At 46.5% G+C, this 19,997-nt stretch carries 21 protein-coding genes; 4 read left to right on the top strand and 17 right to left on the bottom strand.

All coding sequences use genetic code 11. The annotated features are described in order from the left end of the window. Positions 1-20: 20 nt before the first annotated feature. Genes ACFVP7_RS20755 through spsA form a run of 7 tightly spaced genes read right to left on the bottom strand, consistent with a single transcriptional unit; the run spans position 21 to position 7,138 of the window. Entirely contained in the window at positions 21-1,040 is a 1,020-nt protein-coding gene (locus ACFVP7_RS20755) for a PseG/SpsG family protein (RefSeq protein WP_396582821.1), read from the bottom strand. A 2-nt stretch (positions 1,041-1,042) separates the two neighbouring features. Then, positions 1,043-1,765: a glycosyltransferase family protein gene (locus ACFVP7_RS20760; protein WP_014481245.1), complete on the bottom strand. Its 723-nt coding sequence runs from the start codon at positions 1,763-1,765 to the stop codon at positions 1,043-1,045. Beyond that, positions 1,758-2,879 (bottom strand): N-acetylneuraminate synthase family protein, encoded by a 1,122-nt coding sequence (locus tag ACFVP7_RS20765; protein ID WP_087614782.1) that lies wholly within the window; start codon positions 2,877-2,879, stop codon positions 1,758-1,760. Before ACFVP7_RS20765 ends, ACFVP7_RS20760 begins: the two co-directional genes overlap by 8 nt. Continuing rightward, the gene (locus tag ACFVP7_RS20770) at positions 2,879-3,748 is read right to left on the bottom strand and encodes a GNAT family N-acetyltransferase (protein WP_014481248.1); all 870 of its coding nucleotides are present in this window, start codon (positions 3,746-3,748) and stop codon (positions 2,879-2,881) included. The genes ACFVP7_RS20765 and ACFVP7_RS20770 overlap by 1 nt, the downstream gene beginning before the upstream one ends. Continuing rightward, positions 3,749-4,918 carry a DegT/DnrJ/EryC1/StrS family aminotransferase gene (locus ACFVP7_RS20775; RefSeq protein ID WP_336804656.1) on the bottom strand — a complete coding sequence of 390 codons (1,170 nt, stop codon included), beginning with the start codon at positions 4,916-4,918 and terminating at the stop codon, positions 3,749-3,751. Between the two features lie 20 nt (positions 4,919-4,938). Next, on the bottom strand, positions 4,939-6,363 hold the full coding sequence (locus tag ACFVP7_RS20780) for a CDP-glycerol glycerophosphotransferase family protein (protein ID WP_396582824.1): 1,425 nt from the start codon (positions 6,361-6,363) through the stop codon (positions 4,939-4,941). Positions 6,364-6,367: 4 nt separating this feature from the next. Continuing rightward, positions 6,368-7,138, bottom strand: a complete 771-nt coding sequence (gene spsA / locus ACFVP7_RS20785; protein ID WP_141949277.1) for a spore coat dTDP-glycosyltransferase SpsA — start codon at positions 7,136-7,138, stop codon at positions 6,368-6,370. A 319-nt stretch (positions 7,139-7,457) separates the two neighbouring features. Between spsA and gerQ the strand changes: the two genes are divergently transcribed. Next, complete coding sequence (gerQ, locus tag ACFVP7_RS20790) at positions 7,458-8,003, top strand: spore coat protein GerQ (RefSeq protein WP_014481253.1); 546 nt, start codon at positions 7,458-7,460, stop codon at positions 8,001-8,003. A gap of 43 nt (positions 8,004-8,046) precedes the next feature. Here the strand turns inward: gerQ and ACFVP7_RS20795 are convergent, their stop codons facing one another. The 3 genes from ACFVP7_RS20795 to ACFVP7_RS20805 all read right to left on the bottom strand — a co-directional run bounded on the left by ACFVP7_RS20795 (position 8,047) and on the right by ACFVP7_RS20805 (position 10,139). Further along, on the bottom strand, positions 8,047-8,418 hold the full coding sequence (locus ACFVP7_RS20795) for a DUF423 domain-containing protein (protein ID WP_003227446.1): 372 nt from the start codon (positions 8,416-8,418) through the stop codon (positions 8,047-8,049). Positions 8,419-8,479: 61 nt separating this feature from the next. Next, a complete protein-coding gene (locus ACFVP7_RS20800; protein ID WP_396582826.1) occupies positions 8,480-9,802 on the bottom strand; it encodes a purine/pyrimidine permease in 1,323 nt (440 codons plus the stop codon). A 19-nt stretch (positions 9,803-9,821) separates the two neighbouring features. After that, positions 9,822-10,139 (bottom strand): YwdI family protein, encoded by a 318-nt coding sequence (locus ACFVP7_RS20805; RefSeq protein WP_014481255.1) that lies wholly within the window; start codon positions 10,137-10,139, stop codon positions 9,822-9,824. 167 nt (positions 10,140-10,306) lie between these two features. Between ACFVP7_RS20805 and ACFVP7_RS20810 the strand changes: the two genes are divergently transcribed. Continuing rightward, positions 10,307-11,677 (top strand): aldehyde dehydrogenase, encoded by a 1,371-nt coding sequence (locus tag ACFVP7_RS20810; RefSeq protein WP_125121068.1) that lies wholly within the window; start codon positions 10,307-10,309, stop codon positions 11,675-11,677. Between the two features lie 24 nt (positions 11,678-11,701). On the opposite strand, the gene ACFVP7_RS20815 is transcribed toward ACFVP7_RS20810, so the two are convergent. Beyond that, positions 11,702-12,379 carry a uracil-DNA glycosylase gene (locus ACFVP7_RS20815; protein ID WP_015384978.1) on the bottom strand — a complete coding sequence of 226 codons (678 nt, stop codon included), beginning with the start codon at positions 12,377-12,379 and terminating at the stop codon, positions 11,702-11,704. A 13-nt stretch (positions 12,380-12,392) separates the two neighbouring features. Next, a complete protein-coding gene (locus tag ACFVP7_RS20820) occupies positions 12,393-13,199 on the bottom strand; it encodes a glycosyltransferase family 2 protein (protein WP_015250953.1) in 807 nt (268 codons plus the stop codon). 191 nt (positions 13,200-13,390) lie between these two features. Here ACFVP7_RS20820 and ACFVP7_RS20825 point away from each other — a divergent pair, with 191 nt between their 5' ends. After that, positions 13,391-14,206, top strand: a complete 816-nt coding sequence (locus ACFVP7_RS20825) for a bifunctional hydroxymethylpyrimidine kinase/phosphomethylpyrimidine kinase (RefSeq protein ID WP_396582829.1) — start codon at positions 13,391-13,393, stop codon at positions 14,204-14,206. Positions 14,207-14,296: 90 nt separating this feature from the next. Here ACFVP7_RS20825 and ACFVP7_RS20830 read toward each other — a convergent pair whose 3' ends face one another. The 3 genes from ACFVP7_RS20830 to scrA all read right to left on the bottom strand — a co-directional run bounded on the left by ACFVP7_RS20830 (position 14,297) and on the right by scrA (position 17,460). Further along, positions 14,297-14,545, bottom strand: coding sequence for a hypothetical protein (locus ACFVP7_RS20830; RefSeq protein WP_003243437.1), 249 nt, complete (start codon positions 14,543-14,545; stop codon positions 14,297-14,299). A gap of 93 nt (positions 14,546-14,638) precedes the next feature. Further along, on the bottom strand, positions 14,639-16,078 hold the full coding sequence (sacA, locus tag ACFVP7_RS20835) for a sucrose-6-phosphate hydrolase (RefSeq protein WP_396582831.1): 1,440 nt from the start codon (positions 16,076-16,078) through the stop codon (positions 14,639-14,641). After that, on the bottom strand, positions 16,075-17,460 hold the full coding sequence (gene scrA / locus ACFVP7_RS20840) for a PTS system sucrose transporter subunit IIBC (protein WP_232566865.1): 1,386 nt from the start codon (positions 17,458-17,460) through the stop codon (positions 16,075-16,077). The genes sacA and scrA overlap by 4 nt, the downstream gene beginning before the upstream one ends. 301 nt (positions 17,461-17,761) lie before the next feature. On the opposite strand from scrA, the gene ACFVP7_RS20845 reads away from it, so the two are divergent. Continuing rightward, positions 17,762-18,532, top strand: coding sequence for a formate/nitrite transporter family protein (locus tag ACFVP7_RS20845; protein ID WP_396582833.1), 771 nt, complete (start codon positions 17,762-17,764; stop codon positions 18,530-18,532). Positions 18,533-18,570: 38 nt separating this feature from the next. Here ACFVP7_RS20845 and sacT read toward each other — a convergent pair whose 3' ends face one another. Both sacT and ACFVP7_RS20855 read right to left on the bottom strand, forming a co-directional pair. Further along, positions 18,571-19,401, bottom strand: a complete 831-nt coding sequence (gene sacT, locus ACFVP7_RS20850; RefSeq protein ID WP_396582835.1) for a sac operon transcriptional antiterminator SacT — start codon at positions 19,399-19,401, stop codon at positions 18,571-18,573. 39 nt (positions 19,402-19,440) lie between these two features. After that, on the bottom strand, positions 19,441-19,743 hold the full coding sequence (locus ACFVP7_RS20855) for a hypothetical protein (protein ID WP_082248722.1): 303 nt from the start codon (positions 19,741-19,743) through the stop codon (positions 19,441-19,443). Between the last annotated feature and the right edge of the window lie 254 nt (positions 19,744-19,997).

A 19,997-nucleotide genomic window follows, 5' to 3' on the forward strand; every position in this document is an offset into this window, starting at 1 on the left:
ACACTTCCTTACATGCATTTTTATATCTTTTGTTCATATAAATCTTGAAGAATAGCTGTTACCCGCATAATGCCTTTGCCATCCACGAGCGGCCTTCCTCCCTTATGCAAAGAAAGGCGAAGAGGATAGCTGCTCATAATGCGCGACATCTGATAGATGAGTGTTTCATCCGGTACAAGCTCACCTAAGCCAAGATCAAGAGCGGCGCCTTGGTCAGCAAATGTTTTGGCTGTAGCCGTTTGATGCTCAACCTGAGAAAGAACAAGGCACGGCACGCCGATGCAAATGGCTTCATATAGAGAGATGCCGCCGGCGACAATGGCTGCGTCCGCTTGTTTCATCAAACCTGCCATATCATTTGTCTGTTCGATCATCTTGTACTGCGGCTTCTTTTCGATCCGCTTTCGGACTGCCTCTTGATGCGGTGAAGCGCTCCCCATCACAAACATTATGTTTTTGTCTTTTATGTCGGGGACTTGATCAGCGGCAGCCAGCACTTTAAAAATAAGCTGCTTCGGATCACTTCCTCCTAATGCAACAAGGATATTGCGGCAGTCTTTCTTAAGTGTGTAATCCTCTCTTGCGGCCTGAAAGGCGGGGTGAAGAATAAGATAGTCCGGACCTTCATAGATGCGTGTGTTTCCCTGAATGTACACCCTGCCTCTGATGTCACCGTAAATTCCGTTAATGACTGCGTCACTATATTGAATCGATTTACCGTTTTTCTCTTCAAAAAGAACAATTTTCGCATCTGTCTCCGTCTTTATTTTCTTTAACAGCTCTGCAGGCGCGCCTAGAATATCAAACAAAAGCAAATCAAGCTTCTTGCTTTTTATTTCCCGGAGAATAAATTCGTGCTGCTGCAGCTCCGGCTTTACGATGACACGCCAATGCTCTTCATGAAGAAACGCTTCAGACTCCTGATTCGTATAAAACGTAATCAAGCATCGCTGTTTGAGCCCCTCCGCAAGTCTCTTCATCCGGACAACATGGCCCATTCCCTTTTCATAGCCGCCGTCTGCGAAGATCCCAACATGCATGGCTAGTCAGCCTCTCGTTCGGTTGCCGCATCGGGATTCCGGTTCAGAAGGGTGATAAGCTCTGAGGCGGATACATCGGGGCGCTCGCCTGCTTTTTGATAGAGGGCCTTTATCGATTCATAGTCTTCCTTTGTATCAATGGTCAGCCGATATTGAGGGGCGCGAAATCGTTCCGGCGCCTCTAAAAACTGAACACGATAAAGAGCTGGATGATTCCTTATATATAACGTGACATGCTCCTGATATTGATCCTCCATATTCTGAATACGGCTGATGTCAATTAACAGGTTGGCGTTGACCACTTCGCCGCAAATCCCTAATGGCGCATTCAGGATATACGTATAATCCGATCCTTGATCAAAATGCGCCTTAATCATTACATCGAGCAGCTCAGGATCGACAAACGGATTATCACCCGTTAACCGGATGATGACTGACGGTTTAACAGCTTCTATGACCTTCACAAACCTATCGAGGACACGTTCTTCGCTCCCGCGGAAAACACGAAAGCCTTGTTTGATACAGTGCGCCTCTAATATGTCGTCAGTTTCTTTGTCAGACGTGGCGATGACAAGATTATCCCGATCCTTTTGGTAAAACGCGCTTTGCCGGACACGGTGAACGAGAATATCAAGTAAACGATTCGATCCGAGCGGCCGAAGCACTTTTCCCGGAAGCCTTGTTGAACCCATTCTTGCTTGAATGATAAAGAGAATATCATTCATGAAACGGGCTGTCCTTCAGTAAAATGTCATCCCAGACAATGCCTGTGTCGGCTGGAATGTCTCTTACAGCCCGAACACCGCTGGTCAGCAGTTCAAAAAATCTCGGGTGCAGCCCCTGCGGCTTTTGTCCGGGCCGAAGCACTGCGATATTGTCTTCACTAAAGGCTTCACCTTTTTGAATCGGAGCTGTTGTAAAAATGCCTCTGTATGCAAAATTTCTGATTTCTCCTTCGATGGAGGTTGTTGTTTTGTATGAACTGCCAAGCAGTTTTTCAGAGACCGGCTTTGTGATCCCCTGTTTCAGCTCAGCTTCCGTTTTCCTGATGCCATCGACCATTTCTTTCAATTCATCCGGATTTAATGCAAACGAGTGGTCGGCACCCGGCAGATCTTTATCGATCGTAAAATGCTTTTCTATCAGTTTTGCTCCGAGCCGAACCGCGGCACACGGCGCTTCTGTCGGATGCTCGCTATGATCGGAGAAGCCGATGACCGCTTCAGGAAAAGCGGCGGCAAGCATCGGAATGACGCTGAGGTTGCTGTACTCCGGCGGTGCTGGGTATTTCGCCACACAATGCATTATGGCAATTTGATTGTTTCCCTCTGCCCTGATGGTGCGCCAAGCTTCGTGGACATCAGAGATTTCAGCTCCGGCTGTCGAGAAAATCATCGGCCTGTTCAGCCGGGCGACATATTTGAGCAGCGGGAGATGGTTAATTTCATAGGATGCGATTTTAAAAGCGCTCGGCGAGGTAGACTGAAGCAGATCAGCTGACCCCTCGTCACATACCGTACTTAAAAAAATCACCTGCTTTTCGCGGCAGTAATCCAATAACGGTGAAATCCACTCAGCGGGCATTTCCATAGATTGAACCAAAGAAAAAATAGAGACGTCCTTGCCCGCTGCCGTCTTGTACAAACCAGGATCTTTCTGGTACATCCTATCAGCTTGGAACATTTGAAATTTCACGGCATCCGCTCCCGCTTCCGCCGCGGCGTCTATCAACGCAAAAGCCTGATCAAGCTTCCCGTCATGATTAATCCCCGCCTCAGCAATAATAAAAACAGGAGCGTCTTTGCCTACAGTTTTATTCGCGATCTGAAACGCTGCCATTATTTCGCCTCCTTGCCCGGCCAAATATGATAATAGTAATACGATTGTTCAGCGGTGAAGCCCATTCGTTCATAAAGGCGGATCGCCCTTACATTGTGAAGCTGCGTCCCCGCTGTTACCGTTCTATGCTTCTGGGTCTCCGGTTGTTCTATGAGATTCGCCAATAAATGAAACGCAATACGTTTTCCTTCAAATCCCGGCTTTACAGCCATCAAATCGAGAATGCACTCATCATCTCTTGATAAGCCCTGAAGATAGCCGATGACCTCGCCATTGTGTTTAGCGACAATATTGACCGCCGCCCTTCCATTCAGATTGTTTCGTGTCCACTCCTGAAATATTTTGTTTGCTGCATCGCGGCTGAGATGAGGATCCTGAAAATATCTGCTTTTTGTAAACGAGTCTCGGGCCAGCTCACATATCGCTTCTGTGTCCCCGGGCTCAGGCGGGCCCAGTTCAAAAAATGGCGGTGTTTTGTCATAAAAAGACGGAGGCATCGCCAGCTTCAGCAAACTCCCGACAAAGTAAGAGGATGGCTGCTGCTGTATCACATGCGCGGCTCCGATATCTTCAGCCGGAACGCGGACAAAGATAAAATCCGTTTCATCCATTTGGCGTACAGTATAAAAAGCTTCAAACAGCCTCTTTAGCTGCCCGGTACTATTTGCCGCAAGAAGTTTGACGTTCATGACTTTCTTCTGAAGCACCTTGCTTTCCCACAAAGAATCTTCGTAAAGCAATACGCCTTGGAGCCTGCTGTTTTCAAAAAGGCCGAGGGAAAATTGATACGGAACATCCAGTGTAAGCTGTCGGCTTTGGAGAAATTCCTCAATCAACTCTTTGGAGACATTTTCTTTTACCGTATACACTTAATCAGCCCCTTTTACGATATCCCGCACAGCTTCAATGACATCATCTACATCGTCGTCAGACATTGATGGATAGAGCGGGAGAGAAAGGGTTCGTTTATAGTAATTCATGGCATTCGGAAAGTCCGCTTCCTTATATCCAAATTGCTTTTGATAATACGGATGAATGTGTACTGGAATAAAATGAACGCTAGTGCCGATATTGTATTTATCCTTTAAAGCCGTAATCATTTCGCTGCGCGTAACCCCGGCCTTTTTGTCATCAACTTGCAGAACATATAGATGCCAGGCGTGCCTGCCGTCATCATGGACAAACGGCGTGATCAGCCCAGGAATCTGCTGAAAAGCGATTTGATAGCGGCCGGCAATCTCTTCTCTCCGTTTCTGCATATCATCCAGCCGTTTCAGCTGATGAAGTCCGAGGGCCGCCTGCAAATCAAACATATTCATCTTATAGCCGGGCGATTCGACTTCATAGTACCAGCTACCATTTGAAGAATAACGGTTCCATGCGGCTTTACTCATGCCGTGAAGGCTTAGCACCCGGATCTTATCGGCAAGCTCCTCATCATCAGTCGTCAGCATGCCGCCTTCCCCTGTCGCGAGGTTTTTGGTGGCGTAAAAGCTGAATGCCGTTGCATCCCCGATAGAACCGATCATTCTTTGCTTATAAGTCGTATATACCGCATGTGCCGCATCCTCCAGCACGAATAAACCATGATTTTGGGCAATAGCCAATATTGCATCCATATCGCAGGACTGCCCGCCAAAGTGGACGGGCACAACTGCTTTCGTTTGCGGTGTGACGGCCGCCTCAAGCTTTACCGGGTCAATATTGAGCGTGTTTTCGTCAATATCCGCAAACACAGGCGTCGCTCCTGTATGAATAATCGTATTGGCGGTCGAGCTGAACGTAAGCGGAGAGGTAATGACCTCGTCCCCGGGCCCGATCCCTTTTGCTTTCAAAGCCAAAAATAAAGCTGCGGTACATGAATTCACCGCCACGGCGTGCTTCGCCCCGACAAACGCGGCAAACTCTTTTTCAAACTGCTGAACCTTCGGGCCTTTAGAGAGCCATCCCGATTCAAGCGTTTCTGTAACCTCCTGAATTTCTTCCTTACCGATTAACGGCAATGAGTAAGGGAGAAAATGATTTCTCTTTTGCACCATTTCTTTGCGCTCCTATCATTTTATTCAGTATCTTCCCGCCTGTAATCAACCCCTGTTTTGGCTTTCAGTTCCGCAAATAAAGCATTTGTTGATTCTGCCACCGGATAATTAGCCGCTATGAATGCCAGGCGCGCCTCTTCTGCTTTTTGATGCACGTCGGGACTTCGAAGAACCTCAACCAAGGTGTGCGCCAGTTCATCCGGCTGGTCAAACATAAAATCGCCAAGAGACTCATAATACGGATACGAGCGATTTCCGGACGATTTTCCTATCAGCACAGGCTTTTGAAACAGCATGGCTTCAAGACCGACTGTCGAGGTTTGCGTCACTGCGGCATCAACATACGGCAGCAAATCATAAAGCTCCAGCTCCTTTTTGATGACTCTGCATGCTTGATGTTTTTTCGCCGCCTCGTGATACAGATCAAGCTTGTTTTTTCCGATTTCCCACGGGTGGGGTTTGATAATGATTTGCAGCTGCTTCTGATCAGAAAGCCCCTGCAGCACACCGGAATAAAAGTCTTCTGAAAAGGGCTGAGTGGCAATGAGCACAATTTTTTTAGTCGGCTGAAAAGCAAGTTTTCGATAGAATATGGACATATCCATAGGCGTTCTGTTAAAAATCTGATCGAAGCGGGGATGTCCCGTTACGAGAATCTGCTCGGGTTTACAGCCTTTTCGTATGAACCACTCTGCTTCATACGCACCAAAAACAGCTTGATAGCTTGTAAAAACAGGAATGAAGGCTTCATCTCCCATCAATGCGCCATGCTGAAGACAAATGCTGACGGCCCCTTTTCTTTGACACATGAGAGCGAGCACCCTGCTGTAAATGTCTTCTGCCGTTCCGACAATAACAGCTGAAATCTTTTCCTGTTCAAACAGCGCATCAACTGTATCAATGGCCTCTATAAATAAAGGAATATCTTTGAAAAGCCGGTCGCGAAACGCTTGATCACCAAATGCCGGGTGATCATCATAAGGGGCGAGAAGCGAACAGGCTGTTTCGAGATACTGCTTCGAATCGCCTTTTTGGCATGAATCCGCAATCTCCCGCTTGCTAATTACAGGCAGATCACAATAATGCGGCAAACTCCATCTGGCCAAAACAGCCGTTTTTTCAGGATCAAATTGATAGTAATTTTCGTTTGAAAAACGCAGGTAATCAAAGTGCAAAATGACTTTCCCTTTAACAGGTTTGACATTTGTTTTAACGATTTTTCGGATTCTTTCTTCAAAAAACGGCTGAATCTGTCCCTCATCGATATGCTGATCCACCGATCCGAATAATTCCGGTTCTTCTTCCATCATCACCCTCAGCTCAGGGCTGATGTATTGATAAAAATTACTGATAAGCCCAAGCGGAATCCCTTTGTAGCGAAGTTTGTCAAAAAGCTCCACGTACTTCCGGTACAGCACCCAATAATTGCTTAAATAGGCCGACAAGCTCTCACCCCATTCCAAGCTTTTTTAATGATTCACGCAGTTCTCGGCAATTTCGCTGCGGAGGAAGGTTCCTGACAAATTCATTTTTTTCTGATTCAAACAGCTGAAAGTGAATCGATTGGTCGGTAATATAATTCAGGTCCAGCTCCTCATCCAGTGGGTAAAACGGATAAAAATGATTGACTCTCCAAAAGAACCGAGCATCTCCAATACGGTAAAACGCCGGGCTTTCATCCCAATAGGAGCCAAACTTCTCCTTTACCTTCTCAAGCACCGAATACCTGTGCATCACCGAGCAATGATCAATTGCGCACGGTGCGTTCCATGTCACTTGAGCGGCAGGCCTGACAGTTTCTTTTACAATGTCGCGATTCTCGTTTAAATGATAGGTTTTGGAGGCTGAGTAAATCACAGCCTTTTCAGGATGGGTATCGAGCTCCCGCACCATTTTCAGGAGGCGGTCCGGCATATAGATGTTGTCATCCGTCGCATAGGTGATATATTCACCCTCCGCCATCTCAATCGCCTGATTGATCAGTGCCGCGTATCTCGTTTTTTCTGTTCTTTCCTTCACTCCAGATATATCGCTTTGATAAAAACGCACTCGGTTATCATTCAAAAAAGGACGGATTACATTCAGCGTCCCTTCATTGGAGTTGTCATCCATAATAAACAATTCAAAATCTGAAAACGTTTGTGAGAGTATGCTAGAAATGGACTTTGCCACATAATCGCTTTTGTTATAGCTCGTCATAATGACTGATACTTTAGGCAAATCCTACACCTCCTTCTTGGAACTTCACACCTGAAACTATCGTTATCTTATGTTGCTTATGCTCAAGTTGCGCTAGGGATACAAACCAATATGCGAAAAGTTTGTGTATGTCTATGAAAAACAGCGGCTGCCCAGAGCGAAATCTGATCGGTCCGCTGTTCTTTTTCAGCATAATCCAAGCATCAGCCTCATAAGGTGAAAGAGATAAAAATCGCACCAGCGACTAAGATCGTTTTCCATCGGAGGTGAGTCATCGCGGAGCGTTCACCTATACATCCAGAACATGTTTTGAATGGTTTTCATAAAAAGGAGGAACGATATGAAACCGAAAAAAAATCAATATCAGCAAATGCAGGCATTTGATAATATGCAGGGGTATCAGCCTCAGTTTGGCGCCAACCCGTACCCGCAGCAAGGCCAAGGCTCACAAATGCAGCCAATGGGGATGCAGCCAATGATGCCAATGCAGCAGGGACAGCAAGGACAACAAGGACAGCAGGGATTTGGATTCCCGGGCCAGCAGCAGGGCGGCGGTTTTCAAATTCCATCGGGGCCTACACCGTCAGGACCGGGCCAAAGCGTTCCCGGCATGCTGCCTGTTGAGGAATCTTACATCGAGAATATTTTGCGCCTGAATCGGGGAAAAACGGCCACCATTTATATGACATTTGAAAACAGCAAGGAATGGGGCTCGAAGATTTTTCGCGGCGTCATCGAAGCTGCGGGCCGGGATCACATTATTATCAGCGACCCGAAATCAGGAACACGCTACCTGCTCCTGACAATCTACCTCGATTACATTACATTTGATGAAGAAATTGCTTATACGTATCCATATTCCATGGCGTCCTATTCGCCAAGATAAGAAAAAAGCCAATCACTCAAATGATGAGGATTGGCTTTTTTGTTTATAGATATTTGACGGCTGCGACAACGATCATAATCCAAGAAATAATAAACGCCACACCGCCGAGCGGGGTGATCGCTCCAAGAATGGAGATTTGCGTCACACTTAGAATATATAAGCTTCCGGAAAACAGCACAATTCCCGCAAACATCAGCCATCCGGCTGTTGTGACACTGCCTATGCCGGATAATTTATCAGCCAGAAACGCGACAACGAATAACCCAAGGGCGTGATACATATGATACTGCACGCCTGTGTGCCAAACCTGAAGATATTTATCAGGTATTTTCCCTTCTAATCCGTGAGCGCCGAATGCTCCGAGTCCCACGGCAAGCAGGGCGTTAATGGCCCCTAATATGATAAAAACTTTCATCTATCTCTCCCGCCTTTTCGTTAAACTCATATCATTTATCTTATCGCACCTGCACCAAAATTCAATGTTTGTTCTCCGTTGACACGAGATTGTCGGATTTTCTCCTGCGCCAAAGCTGGAACTGGTCAGCCGCTATTGCAGCAAGCGTACCTAATACGAGCCCGTTGCTTAATAGAGAAATAAATACCGGATGCAATCCCTTTAACGCAGTTTCAGGAACAAACATGATACCGACCCCTGTCAGCAGCGAGATGCCGATGATAGACCTCACCCTTTTTGATTCTTCTTTCTCATATGAATCAAATTCGGCAAAGGCCAGACCGCCCATTGCGGAGAACACAACAAAATTCACCGCAAATCCAACGGGTGACGGCAGGCTCGCAAACGTATTCATAAAAAACGGGATCACGCTGATCACGATAACCAGAATACTGCCGAGCATAAACGGTTTTTTAGAAGGCATTTTGGTCGTTTCAATAAAACCTGCGGCTCCCGAAATCGGAACAGGCGCAATGGCTCCCGTCAAACCGCTAAGCAGATGGCTGAATGAAGCGGCAAAACCGGCATGGCGTTCATGATGCTTTCCATCAGGCTGTTTGCTGAATTTTTTCACGGCGATGTCCACGACCTTCATGCTCGCCAGCATATTCACGATCAGCAAGATGGTAATAAAAATAGAAGTGATGATCAGGCCGCTGTTAAATAATGGTGTCCCAAAAAGAAACAGGGAAGGCAGCTGAAACAGCCGGTCCGGCATTTCAATCGGCTTTGCCGCTCCGGCAGCCGCAAACAGCACCCATCCGCCGAACAAGGCTAATAAAATAGAATATTGCTTAAAAAACATGATGTTCGAATTTGTCATTATAAAGGCGGCTGCGATCACAACAAGCGCCAGGCCAAATACAAGACCGTCCACCCCGTCCTGTCGATAACCGATTCCGAGAATTCCTTTTATAATGGGCTGACTCAGCTGCATGACAAGAAGCAATAAATAGACGCCCGTTACAACCGGAGTAAACAATTTTGCAAGTCTGTCAATGACCTTGAAAACACTTAACAAAAAGAAACATACAGCGCTTACAAGAAGAGCTCCCTGCAAACCCCGCAGTGTGTCTCCATATGTCGCAAACACAGTTCCCGTCAGCCCTGCGTAGATCGTATACACTCCCCACCACAAGCCGGCTGGGCTTTCATTAATCGGCAGTCTGTGGCCTTTCAAACACTGAATGACGGCGGCAATTCCCAGTACAAAAAAAGTGCTTTGAATCAATCTTGCAGAATCTGAGTGATCCAGATGAAACGACTGGGCAACCGCCACCGGAACAACTATCGCCGCAGCAATGATAAACGCTGTCCATTGCAGCGCGCCAAGAACCAATTTCACGTAAGCTCAACCTCTCTCTTTAAAAATCAAATAAAGACTCTCCGTTTCCATCCTCTTCCTGCTTCTCTTTTTCTTGCTTTCGAAATTTGTTTAATCCCGCGCTCCCCATCATTTTTTCCATCATCAGCTGGTCTGTCGATGGCGGCGCGGCAGGACTTGGCGTAACGCTCGGCTGTATGCGGGGCGCGCTCACGTTCTCCGGCTGATCAAGCACGACATCACACAGAGAACGGACAACCGCTACATAACGCTTCAGCTCCTCATCCCGTTCAGCTGTTTTTGCTTTTTTCAGCTCCTCTTCCATCTTTTGAATTAATGCAGATATATGAATGTTCATGAAGCACCCTCCAAAAAAATAAATGTTGTCTTCCTGCATTTTATCAAATTCCTGCTGTAAACGCAGATATGAGTTTGTTATTTTTTCTGACAAACCTTGCGCGATTGACAAGCAGAAGAGATTTTTCACATAATAAATCACCATACCTTACAAAAAGGAGAAACGGAATGAACAGCATCCCCTCTATCATCAGCAAGCATAAAGCCTATTTTGCGGCGGGACATACGAGACCGCTTGAATCGAGACTGAACATTTTGCGAAAGCTGAAACAAGCCGTCAGAACTCATGAAGCCGATCTCATAGCCGCTCTCTACCAGGATCTCCATAAATCCGAGCAAGAAGCATACTCAACAGAAATCGGAATCGTCTTGGAGGAAATCAGCTTTGTCATGAAACGGCTGAGAAAATGGTCCAAGCCGAAACGAGTCAAAACGCCGCTGACTCATCTAGGCTCCAAAAGCATCATCATCCCTGAGCCGTATGGAACCGTTTTGGTGATTGCGCCTTGGAACTATCCCTTGCAGCTGGCGCTTTCTCCGTTGATTGGAGCCATTGCGGCGGGGAACACGGTCGTTCTCAAGCCATCGGAATATACGCCGGCTGTTTCCGCTGCACTTTCGAAACTCATCAGCAGCGTTTTTCCGACCGATTATGTCGCTATGGCAGAAGGCGGGCCCGACGTCAGCACAGCATTATTACAGCAGCCCTTTGACTACATTTTCTTTACAGGCAGCGTAGCCGTGGGAAAAATCGTCATGGAGGCCGCCGCCAAACAATTAATTCCCGTAACCTTGGAGCTCGGCGGCAAAAGTCCCTGCATCGTCCATAAAGATGCTGACATTCAGCTTGCCGCCAAACGCATCGTCTTCGGGAAATTTACAAATGCGGGACAAACCTGCATCGCACCGGATTATTTATTTGTCCACGAGGACATCAAAACGAAGCTCACAGAAGAAATGAAGCGTGCGATCAGAGAATTTTACGGCCCTCAGCCGGAACGGAATCCGCAGTACGGCAAAATCGTCAGTGAACGGCACTATCAGCGGCTGCTCAGCTTTCTGAATGACGGCATCCCACTCACAGGCGGACAATCTGATCCCAATCATCACAAAATTGCGCCGACCATTCTCGAACAAGTGAGAGATGACTCTCCAGTGATGCAGGAGGAAATTTTCGGGCCGATTCTTCCGCTCTTTACATACCGCAATATCGGGGAAGTCATTGAAAAAGTCCAATCGCGCCCTAAGCCGCTCGCCCTGTATCTCTTCACCACAAACAAAGAAATTGAGCGCGCTGTTTTAGGAAATCTGTCGTTTGGCGGGGGCTGTGTCAATGATACGTTAATGCATGTGGCGACGCCGTATTTGCCATTCGGCGGCGTGGGGGAAAGCGGCATCGGCAGCTATCACGGGTTTGACAGTTTTAACACATTCACGCACAAAAAAAGCGTCGTCAAACAAACGAACCGCTTCGACTTCGCATTTCGTTATCCTTCCTCCAAAAACGGGCTGCGAATGATTCGAAAAATACTCAAATAAAAAAGCGCAGATCACCTGCGCTTTTTACAAATCCTTAATACACCAATCAATCGGCGCCTCTCCCATTTTCTCCAAATAGGCATTCGCCCGGGAAAACGGTCTGCTCCCGAAAAATCCGTTTCTCGCCGAAAACGGGCTGGGATGCGTCGATTCAATGATAAAATGCTTGGACGTGTCGATCCGTTCTTTTTTCATTTGGGCATGCCGTCCCCATAAAATAAAGATAACCGGCTGCTCCCTTTCATTCAGCACGTCAATAATTCGGTCCGTCAGTCGCTCCCAGCCTTTTCCCTTATGGGAATTCGCCTGTCCGCGCCTTACTGTCAGCACAGTATTCAGCAAAAGAACGCCTTGCTTTGCCCAGCTCACAAGCGACCCGTGATTCGGGATGCTGCACCCGATGTCCTGCTGCAGTTCAAGAAAAATATTTTTTAACGAAGGCGGCTGCTTTACACCGGGCTTGACAGAGAAGCTTAAACCTTGAGCCTGTCCCGGCCCGTGATACGGATCTTGTCCCAGAATGACGACCTTGACATCATCATATGATGTATAATGCAGCGCATTGAAAATATCCCGGCTGTCCGGATAAATCGTTTGCTCCGCGTATTCCCGCTTCAGCATTTCTCTGAGCTCTTGATAATACGGTTTCTCAAACTCTTCCTTTAGCTGATTCCACCAGCTGTCTTGTAAAAGCTGTTTCAAGATTCAGGCCCCCTTACGAACGATGAAGTCTGGAATAGACAGGCTCGCCATCCCAAACCATTTCACTTTTTGCTTCCCGCCTCTTCATCTCAGGCTCTTCAAGCAGGACGGCAAAGTTTTTCGTCGGCAGCTCCCCGAGTCCGTGCTTTTCACTTAAACGATCCAAATATTGCTTCCGCTTGGCGCCAAGGTCCGCAGACTGATTGTCTCCCGCGTCACTGAAGGCATAAATCACACTGGCGCAAGGGACACGCTTCACCCGGTAATCCTTGGCCGCGCGCAGATAAAAATCCCAATCCCAGTAATTGTGCACATCAGCATCGAAATACCCGATTTCATCATGCAGAAAACGTCTGTACATGCTGCCCGACGGCACGTATGTAGAAAACACTCTCATATCCTCATAGTCAGCGGTGTAAGCAAACAATTTCCGTGACACTGGATATCTTGTTCCGTTTTTCTCTTCAAACGAAACTATTTCCGCATCAGAATGAACGAAGTCTGCCGTTTCTATTTCCTTTGCCATTTTCTCGATATGCCCTGGCGTAAAGAAATCATCGTCATCACACAGCATAATGCAATCGCCAGACGCCTCTTTTACACCGGCATTTCTCGCAGCCACATGCCCCGAGTTCTTTTCTAAATTGATGACAGCAATCGGCAGCTCCGGATACAGTGCTTTGACCGGCACGACCGATTCCCCGGCATCATTCACAATAATAATTTCATACGGCTTCAAGGTCTGGCGGGAAATCGACTCCAAAAGCTCACACAAAGCCGGAATCCGATTATAGGTCACAATTACGATAGAAATCTTCATGATGCTCTCCTTCTCATTTTCATAGTCATGTACTATTAAAACATATATTGGACGGGAGATCAGTGGGAATATCCTACTGAAACAGGATAAGGTGCTAATGAAAATACTAGATGAATTGCTAAGCCTTCTATATTGTGATACAGAGAAAATCTAACTATAATGAAAGACAAAACACGATGGAGGTTCAAGACATGTCTATGCACAAAGCACTCACCATTGCCGGCTCAGATTCCAGCGGCGGTGCTGGGATTCAAGCTGATTTAAAAACATTTCAAGAAAAAAACGTATACGGGATGACCGCCTTAACGGTGATCGTTGCGATGGACCCAAACAACAGCTGGGACCATCAGGTATTCCCGATCGATACTGATACAATCCGCGCCCAGCTTGCAACAATTACGGACGGCATCGGTGTGGACGCCATGAAAACAGGAATGCTGCCAACCGTTGATATTATCGAGCTTGCGGCAAAAACGATCAAAGAAAAACAATTAAAAAATGTGGTAATTGACCCGGTTATGGTTTGCAAAGGTGCTAATGAAGTCCTTTATCCGGAGCACGCCCAAGCCCTGCGTGAGCAATTGGCTCCGCTAGCCACTGTCATTACGCCAAACTTGTTTGAAGCCAGCCAGCTCAGCGGCATGGATGAACTAAAAACAGTTGACGATATGATCGAAGCCGCGAAAAAAATTCACGCACTCGGCGCTCAATATGTCGTCATTACAGGCGGAGGCAAACTCAAACATGAGAAAGCCGTTGATGTTCTCTATGACGGAGAAACAGCGGAAGTCCTTGAAAGCGAAATGATCGATACGTCTCATACACATGGCGCAGGCTGTACATTCTCAGCAGCCGTGACAGCGGAGCTTGCCAAAGGTGCGGAAGTCAAAGAAGCCATTTACGCAGCGAAAGAATTCATCACAGCGGCTATTAAAGAATCCTTCCCGCTAAACCAGTATGTTGGTCCTACGAAGCATTCTGCACTGCGCCTGAATCAACAATCATAAACAAAAGGGGCTGCCTAACAAAGAGGCAGCCCTTTTTAAATCACCGAAGACTTTTCACAGAAAAAACTGCCGATCCCGTCGGCAGCCTGTTTATTTGATTTTTAAATTGTTTGCAGATTTCCTCAAAAATGTTTCTATCGACTGAACAAAAAGTGCATATTCCTTCATTTGTTCATATGCCCGCGTGAGAATTTCCGCCGTTTCACTGTGCGGCGTTGTTCCACCAAGCATTTTTTTCAGCTGAAGCAGCACATCCTTATATTCTTCCCGCTTATCTTCAACTTGGTTAGCAGCCTTTTCCAAACATTCCGGTGTTATCTTCTGTTCATGTATATTCAAGAAAACAACTCCTTTTACAGAAAAAAATAGTAGGTTATCGTTGAAGAATAGCACAGATGACTCAGATTTCACATAAGAAAATAGAAGGATTTTCTACATAAGTGTCCAAATTCCGACATTCATTTCAGATTTCCCGGTCGAACTGGCTGTTACTTCATGATTTCCCGGGAAAGGAAAATATCTCGCACTAAAGACCTCTTCTCCGTTATTGATAAAGATTTCCACAGATGACGCGTCGAGAAACATGTGTACGGTATGCAAATCTATGATGCGGCAATGTCTCGCTTCTGTTCTTTTTCCGTCAAAGCTCTTTCGTTCCAGCGTAACAATCCCCTCGTCTTTGTGGAAGGAAAACGTAGCCGTTCCGCGGATACTGATTGAAAAGCCAGATTCCGTATGAATGTCTTCCAGCAGAATCTCAGCTCTTTCAGGTTTTTCCACTGGAAGCGTACCAGATGATCCATGCATGTTGATGTGTATTTTTTTCTCATTTCTGCGCATGGCTTTTAGCTCAGGCAGCGGCTGCTGAATCAGCTTCTGGCCTGAAAGCGTCAGATGTCTCGGCAGCGTCATGCAGTGAATCCAGTGATAGTCAATCGTCGGATGGGACCCTTCATCCTGATCAGGCACCGCCATCCATGCAAACAAAATCCGCCTTCCCTGATCGTCTTCAAGTGTTTGCGGCGCGTAAAAATCAAAACCTTGATCAAGCTCCGTAAATTCACCATGCTTCAGTTCAGGCTTGTTATAATCGAGACGGCCGACAAAATAACCTGATTGATATACGTTCTGATAACGGAAACCGTCAGCCTCAAGCCCTTGAGGCGAAACAATCAGTACGTCCGATCCTTGAAGGGAAAACAAATCCGGACATTCCCACATGTATCCGAAATCGTCCAGCCCATTGAAGCCCGCGCCGGTTATCGGGCCAAGAAATCTCCACTCTGTCAGGTTATCAGAAGCAAACAATACAGCCTGCCCTTTCAAATTCTCTGTTTGCGCACCAATCACCATATACCATGTGCCTTCATGCTCCCATACCTTCGGATCGCGAAAATGCGCCGTATATCCTTCCGGAAGGCGGGCGACGACACCCTTTTTCTCAAAGGACAGCCCGTCGTCAGAAACAGCAAGGCATTGATACGTTTCCCGATTTCCATCCTGATCCCTGACATTTCCTGTGTAAAACAGATAGAGCCGATCGTCTTTCGTGACAGCGCTGCCCGAGTAGCAGCCGTTTTTATCAAACAAATCACTCGGAGCCAGCGCAATCTCTTCCCGCTTCCAATGCACAACATCCTGTGTCGTATAATGCCCCCAAAATTTTGCGCCGTGCCCCGTCTGAAACGGCTGCCACTGAAAGAATACATGATAGCTGCCCTTCCAATACATCACGCCATTCGGGTCATTCAGCAGCCCAACCGGCGGCATGATGTGAAAATGCTGGCGGTGCGGATCGCTGTTAGCGATGGGCTCTTTTTTCTCCACTTCTTCATAAGCCCGGCGACGAAGCTCCTGGTCATGTGCTGTCATTTTTTCCTCTCCTCATCCTCATTAATCTTCATGACAAATGCTGCAATGAACGCTGACACTGCCGCAATCGCCATGCCAATCAGATAGTGAATCAAGTTGCTGAAGCCAAACGGAGCCGCAATGGCGATCATCGGAATTCCCGTTAACCCGTAAGCGTTTGCAGCTACATGTGTAAAGACGACATATGCCCCACCCAATGCGCCTCCGATCATCGCGGCGATAAACGGTTTTCGGTAGCGAAGATTGACTCCGAATATGACGGGCTCAGTAATGCCGAGAAAAGCGGAAAATGCTGCCGGAAGCGCGATTTCTTTTGTCTTTGCCTTTTTCGCCATAAAGAAGACGGCAAGACCTGCCCCGCCCTGTGCGACATTCGCCATTGACCAGATCGGCAGCAAGTAGTTTTTGCCTATATCTGCAATTAGCCCCGCCTCAATCGCATGGAAGCTGTGATGAACACCTGTCAGCACGATGAGTGAATACGTGCCCCCGAAAATCAAACCTGCCACAAAACCGGCATGGTCATACACATAAGTTAAAGCAACCGTAATGCCGGAGCCAAGCGCTCTGCCCAGAGGGCCAATCGCAATAAAAGCAACAAACCCGGTGACAATTACAGTAACAAATGGTGTAACAAGCAAGTCTACCGCATGCGGAACCACTTTTCTTGTCCATTTCTCTACCTTGCTCATTACATAAACCGCCAGCAGAACAGGGATGACAGTTCCCTGATAGCCTAGAAGCGCGATATCCAATCCGAAAAGATGCATATAATCAGGTGTCGCTTCAGCCAAACCCCATGGATTCAAAAGGTTTGGATGAATCATGATTCCCCCAATGACCGCTCCCAAGTACGGGTTGCTGCCAAATTCTTTTGAAGCGCTTACTCCGATTAGAATCGGCAAGAAAATGAATGCTGCACTTGAAAACATATCAAGCAGCTGAAAAACTGCAGAATCCTTGCTCATCCAATGAAACGCATTGATCATACCCAGCAATCCCATTAATAGGCCGCTGGCTACAATAGCAGGGATGATTGGAACAAAAATATTAGAAAGCGTTTTCGCAAATCTCGCAGCGGGATTCAGCTTTTCTTTTGCCGCATCCTGATGATTGACGTGTTCTTCACGCTCGATATCAGCTTCTTTAGAAAAGGCATCGAATACTTTATTCACAAGGCCTGTTCCGAAAATGATCTGGTACTGGCCAGAGCTGCTGAAAGCCCCTTTAACGCCATCAAGCTCTTCTACTTGTGCTTGATCTATCTTTGATTCATCTTTCATCACTAAACGCAGTCTTGTTGCACAATGAGCCGCGCTGATAATATTTTCTTTCCCTCCGAGAAGCTCAATGAGGCGTTTTGCAGTCTCTTTGTAATCCATCTATTTCTCCCCCTTTTATTTAAACAAAAAAGACCTAAAATTCGCCAACGAATAAAGGACACAGCGATCCTTTTTCATTTACGCAAATTTTAGGTCTTGCCTGCTTTACCAGTCACAATCCCGCTTATTCAGATTAAGAATACGCTTTCATCATAAATCATGACAGCGTTTTCGTCAACTATTTTTTTAGTTAAATAGTTTGATATAACATGTAGACAAAAATTCGTAAAAATTAATTGTGAAACACTTCACAATATCATGCTATACTATGCTCAATCATGAATGAAAGCAGGAAAAGACAATGGAAACTCAAGGATTGCAAAAGGTTGAACAGTATGCTTTGAAAAAACAAAACATATTCGCTTCAAGCAAAATCCGTTATGTGCTTCGGTCCATTTTGGCCAGTATGTTTATTGGTTTTGGCATTACAGCCGCAAGCAAAACAGGCAGCTATTTCTTTATGGCTGATTCTCCGTTTGCCTTTCCGGCAGCCGCTGTCACTTTCGGGGCCGCTATTCTGCTGATTGCTTACGGAGGCGGAGATTTATTTACCGGCAACACCTTTTATTTCACCTATACCGCGCTCCGGAAAAAAATCAGCTGGCGCAACACCCTGTACTTGTGGATATCAAGCTATGCCGGCAATTTAATCGGCGCCATTCTGTTTGCCATCCTGATCAGCGCGACGGGACTTTTTGAGGAGCCTTCTGTTCATTCCTTTTTGATTCATTTGGCAGAGCACAAAATGGAGCCGCCGACTTCCGAATTGTTTTTCAGAGGAATGCTGTGCAATTGGCTTGTGTGCCTCGCCTTTTTCATTCCAATGTCTCTCAAAGGGGAAGGAGCAAAGCTTTTTACCATGATGCTTTTCGTTTTCTGCTTCTTTATTTCAGGCTTTGAACACAGCATTGCCAATATGTGCACATTCGCCATCTCGCTTTTGATTGAGCACCCTGATACAGTGACACTGATGGGAGCAGTCAGAAACTTAATCCCCGTTACGCTCGGCAATCTGACCGCGGGAATAGTTATGATGGGCTGGATGTACTACACACTGAATCCTGATCAATAAAAAAACTTCCAGAGATCACTCCCTGCAAGTCAAAGCGGTTATTCCGAGAGATCTTGAAGACGCTGGACATGCAGCGTGATATAGCCGGCCTCGGATTCCGGCAAATGTAATTGATATTCATTTTTCAAAAACTCCGCCAGCTCCAGCGCACATTGATAGGCGAATGAATACTTTTTTTGGATGAAATAAAGCATCTCCTCGTCCATACGATGGAGCGCTTCATTTGATTCCAACCGGCTGACCGCGTATCGCAAATGCGTGACTAGGCGTTGATAGGAAATGCTGTTTTCATCCACCTTTCGATTAAAGTATTGTTCTATTTTCTCTATCATTTCTTTGATCATGGTTGTATGCTTCAGCGCCGAATACATGCTCTCCGCATCCATCTTCGCCGTATGGATGTGAAGGGCAATATAACCCGCTTCATCTTCAGGCAGAGACACGCCCAATGTCTCTTTTACATGTCCGATCGCCCACAGGCCGATCTCATATTCTTTTTTATAGAGCGCCTTTATCTCATGCAGCAATTTATTCTGCACAAGCAGCCCATTTTGAATCCTTTCGATCGCAAAGGACAAATGGTCGGAAAGCGCGATATGAATGTGATCGCTCAGCGCCGCCGCGAGCTCTCCTTCCGCATAGCTGATGATATCCTCAGCTATTTCTATATGCTCCTCCGGCAGTGTTTGCAGGATCTGTTTGAACTTTTCATTCTCGTCGCGTACGACAAAGATCTTTTCCACTTTATTCATAGGGATGAGATCATTTTTCTTTTTTTGAAAAGCGATTCCCGGCCCCATCACGATTTTTTCCTGATCATCCTCTTTTATTAAAGCCGCATTGTTGTTTAATACTTTATAGATTTTCAAGAGGTTATCTCTCCCGCCAATTTGCTTTTGACTGGGATTTTACCTCCTTTTGACCGCCATGTAAAGATGCGGGCCCGCTCTCTCCTGCTTTGGCGATTCCTTGAAGGCTTGCAAACATCTTCTTTTATAAAGCGGGGCGGCTTTCGCTTTCTGCTTTTCTTCCTCATTCACAGCCATTCGCCATTCATAAAACGAAACAAGTCCCGCGGCCTGCACCGCCGCCTTTCTTTGGTATGTACGCTGAGCCGAGTAGACCGCGGCAGCCGCAGTTTTTCTGTCCGGCGTCACCCAGTTCATCAAAAAGACCATCCACACCCGTAAAGATACAAGCAAACGTTTCATAGAAAAACATCCCTCCGCTTCTTTTTGGCAGGCAGCCTTTTTAGCAGCCCGTTTTCTCAGCCACAGCCCGCAGGAAAAGACGGCCGATTTCTTTTCTCGCAAACTAGCGGCTCTAGCAAAACTCATGACTCTATGATAGACCGTGGAAAGAGAATTCTTTGTCACAATATGAGTGAAAAAACCAACTAGTTTTTAGAAGTTTTGTTGAAAGCTGAAAGAATTGAAATGAAAAATGGAGAACCGCTTTGAAAACT

The organism is Bacillus sp. SG20033, assembly GCF_044570195.1.
GTDB classification, from domain to species: domain Bacteria; phylum Bacillota; class Bacilli; order Bacillales; family Bacillaceae; genus Bacillus; species Bacillus subtilis.